The organism is Gilliamella sp. Pas-s27 (assembly GCF_009795865.1).
Taxonomy (GTDB): Bacteria; Pseudomonadota; Gammaproteobacteria; order Enterobacterales; family Orbaceae; genus Gilliamella.
In genome coordinates, this window is record NZ_WTEW01000056.1 from 1 (window position 1) to 3692 (window position 3692).

Below are 3692 nucleotides of genomic sequence, written 5' to 3' on the forward strand. Positions count from 1 at the left end.
TATAACACCGAAAGACCGCATGAGGCATTAAATAACATGACACCGATTGAGTATAAAACACTAAAACAAGCAGCTTAATTTTCTAGGTGAGTTGTGTACTAAGTTTGGGATATTTACAAATATAATTTCGACAGGCTTTTATTTCTTTAGGTTTGTACGCTCTTTCTTTTTTATATTCAAATTGGTTACTTTCTTTGTTTAGATGGTATCCCGATTTATACAGGTATTTTGTTTGGACCCGTTTGTAGCGATTATTGCCTATGTATTGTAAATCATTACTGTCAAGATTTGATTTGGCAAATCGAAACTATGTCTTCTTAATAAAAATAAAAGCATTTTCAATATACTATCCAATTTACTGCTAAACTAATTCATTCTTACTATAAAAACATTATTGTCTATATTCCAAACAACTCAGATGTATATAACCATGTATTGATTGATCTCTTGCCAATTTAACATATAACCATTCATTATGCTTTTCACTTTCTGTAGTTTTTTGGTACAACTTTATTACATCAGTACCATTTGATAATTTCATAAGAATAGATGATCTTGAGTCAGGTTTTTGCAATAGATTTGTATGCTTTTCGGAAGATTTGGTATAATAATGATTTTCTAGTATTTCATTATGGTTGTTTGAAATAATTTTTTGTTCATCTACTAATACTTTTATTCCCATATTGTAATAATTATTTTTCTCCAACCTATCTTTCAATTGTTTATCTTTACTAAAGAAATCAGTAAGATACTCATATGCTAAGTGCTGGCTTCTTTCTAATGATTCACCATCAGTTTGTAAATAGCTTCGATATTTAATCAGATGAATTAATGCCTTATCCTTAGCAGTTTGAAGGATGGTTACTTTTTTTCCTTGTATACCAGTGTCTTTCTGTACAACATTCCAGTTAGTAAATAAAGACATTAGTAAACTGCGAAAATAGGATTTATCCAATAACCTATCATTTAAAAAACGCTTTCTGTATCCTTTTGATGAGTTATTATAAAATAGAAAGTGCCATTCATCTTCCTGATTTACATATGGATTAGCTACTGCGGTTTCATATAGTAAAGCGTCTTTTTCATAATTCAAGTTAAACACAATCTCGGGCAAATAATCATATTTCTTATTCAATAAATATTTTTTAGCTGAATCGTCATCATTAAAAAGTAATTTATTGTAAGCTATTAGTTGTTGAGTGTACTCATTTGATGAGTTATCTAATATTTTGTTTGAAAATGAATTTAACAGTATACATGAATAAAAAAATCTTCCCATGTTTGTCATACCATAATTTTGCTTTTGTTTACTATGATTTTGACAATAACTATCTGTTATTACATCTATATCTGAACCAAAATAATCGTTAACTTTTTCTTTAAATTTATCTAAATCCAGAGCTTGATAATTTTCATGTTTTAGCAGTTCTGACATTATGTCAATTTTTTCAATCAAGTTATTTGCTGATTTAACATCCGCTTGAGCATTGGTTAATGTGACCATTAAAAAAAAAGCGAGAACAATAATTAAATTTTTTCCTACTTTATTAATCATCATGATGTAATCCATTTAATTTATTAAAATTAATATAGTTAGTAGGTTATCTTCACTAACAATAGCATTGAATTAGTAAATATCTTTATATTCTAATTGACTAAGGTGAATATAACCCTTAGCCCAAGGTTTTTGGGCTAATTTTATATATAACCATTCACCTTGCGTACTCATTTTAATCACTTCTGTATTATTTGGTAATTTGTTGATCACTATTGAATTAGAACTTGGCTCTTGACGAAAATTAATATAACCATCATTTGATTTTGTAATATAATGATTTTCAATTAATATATTTTGACCATCAGAAATAACTTTTTGTTCGTTAGTTAATACAATTAAACCCATATTATAATAATTATTTTCTTTAAGTCTTAATTCAAGTTGATTATCTATTTTGAAAAAATCTCTTAAATATTGGTATGCTTTACTCTGGCTATTTTCTAATGTTACACCATCTGTAATATGTTGACTTTGCAATTTAATAAGGTGTAACAATGCTTTATCTTGAGATACTGGTTCAATTCTAATTTTCTTGTCATTCGAGATGGAAATTCCTTTCTGATAAGTATCCCAGTTATCTGCCAAAGCTTTTAATAACGTTGTAATAACTTTTTCACCTGATTGTATATACAAATCATTTAACAAGCGTTTTCGATACCCTTTTTTATAATTATTATAAAAAATAAAATGCCAAATATTTGTTAAATCATCATCCCATACTGGCAATACTAATTCATATAGCACATTATTTTTTTCATAATTAAAATAAACCACAACTTCTTGAAGGGAACTAGCACGATTTTTTTTAAAATACTCTTTAACATAAAAATCAACATTATCATTAAAAAGCAATTTATTATAAGCAATAAGATGAGGAGAAAATGCATTATATGGCGTATTTAGTAATTCTAATCCTTGTTTAGGAGTAAGAGGAACATCTAATCCTTTGTATTCGCTAACAAGAAATGATTCACTATATGTAAGTAGAAAACGTCCATTTTTGGTAAAACAGCTATAACCATATTTACTAAGCAAATATTGACAGTCAAATGTTATTGTATCAAAATCAATTCCAAAATAATCTAAAATCCTTTGTCTAAATTCTTTTTCTGTTGGTATTTCATATCCTTTACTTCTGAGAAATTTAGAAACGATACCAACCTCTTCGGCAAAATCTCTTTCTGCCCATTTATGTTTCAATTGTTCTAAATCTTCAGTTTGAGCTGAAACTATCAACGTAAAAAACACTAAAAAAACATAAAAAAGATATTTTATTTTATTTAGTATCATTGTGTTGTAACCCTCCCACTTCTGACAGCATCTTTTGGATCAGAGTCGAATTCATAATGTTGATAGACATCTTTAATATCACCATTATAATCTTCAATATAACAATATATTTTTTTCCCTTCCTTCTTAAATTTAGTATACAATTCACCTAACTCTTTCATAGCGGCATTATAAACTCGAATACAACCATGAGTGTTCATCAAATTACCTAAATCTTCCAAAGATTTCCTATAATATCCTGATGTATGTCCACAGTGAATACCTATTCCTGCTCGTCCATTGTTAGTTGCAGTTAAAAACTCCCCACTTTCCCCTGTCAACTCAATGAATCCATAATTACCAAAACTCCATTCCCCTTTATGTCTGTCTGGATAATATGATGTAATTGCTCTGCCTGTAGGTGTGTCACCATCACCATTTACTTTAGTCCGGTTAGAATTAGAGCCAAGGCAAAGTGCATGAGTTTTATAATAAATTGTATTTTCATCAAATACAATTAAAGGACCTTCTAACCCACGATGTTGGGGTACAATTATATTGATATACACTTCATTATTCTCAGCAATATATTGACCATCAAAAGTAGTCCTTGCTTTAGGTATTTTAAAGTAATCCATCATTGCTACCGGGTGAATAAACCACGCATTGCCGTCAGCACTAAGCGTGGCAGGTGGGGTGGTGTCTGCTGCGGTGGTTGTGGTCTTGTTGCCTCGCCATTTTCTGGGGGCGTGTCGTTTTGTTGATTTAACTTCGCTAAGCTGTAATAGTCTTTACTTAATCTGACATTCAAGTTATTTTATAACACAAATAAGGAGAGTCAGAAATGAATCAAACAGCCAAAATC

3 protein-coding genes are annotated in these 3692 nt (G+C 29.4%); all 3 read right to left on the reverse strand.

What is annotated here, in order from left to right; all coding sequences use genetic code 11:
- Positions 1 to 391: 391 nt before the first annotated feature.
- The 3 genes from GQ589_RS11395 to GQ589_RS11405 all read right to left on the reverse strand — a co-directional run bounded on the left by GQ589_RS11395 (position 392) and on the right by GQ589_RS11405 (position 3468).
- Entirely contained in the window at positions 392 to 1558 is a 1167-nt protein-coding gene (locus tag GQ589_RS11395) for a hypothetical protein (RefSeq protein ID WP_160426309.1), read from the reverse strand.
- A gap of 69 nt (positions 1559 to 1627) precedes the next feature.
- Positions 1628 to 2848 (reverse strand): hypothetical protein, encoded by a 1221-nt coding sequence (locus GQ589_RS11400; RefSeq protein ID WP_160426311.1) that lies wholly within the window; start codon positions 2846 to 2848, stop codon positions 1628 to 1630.
- Entirely contained in the window at positions 2845 to 3468 is a 624-nt protein-coding gene (locus GQ589_RS11405) for a L,D-transpeptidase (RefSeq protein WP_160426313.1), read from the reverse strand. The genes GQ589_RS11400 and GQ589_RS11405 overlap by 4 nt, the downstream gene beginning before the upstream one ends.
- Positions 3469 to 3692: the final 224 nt, after the last annotated feature.

Excerpts from the sequence above, each read along its gene's own strand:
- GQ589_RS11395 (WP_160426309.1), bottom strand. The coding sequence starts at position 1,558 with ATGATGATTAATAAAGTAGGAAAAAATTTAATTATTGTTCTCGCTTTT.
- GQ589_RS11405 (WP_160426313.1), bottom strand. The coding sequence starts at position 3,468 with ATGATGGATTACTTTAAAATACCTAAAGCAAGGACTACTTTTGATGGT.
- GQ589_RS11400 (WP_160426311.1), bottom strand. The coding sequence starts at position 2,848 with ATGATACTAAATAAAATAAAATATCTTTTTTATGTTTTTTTAGTGTTT.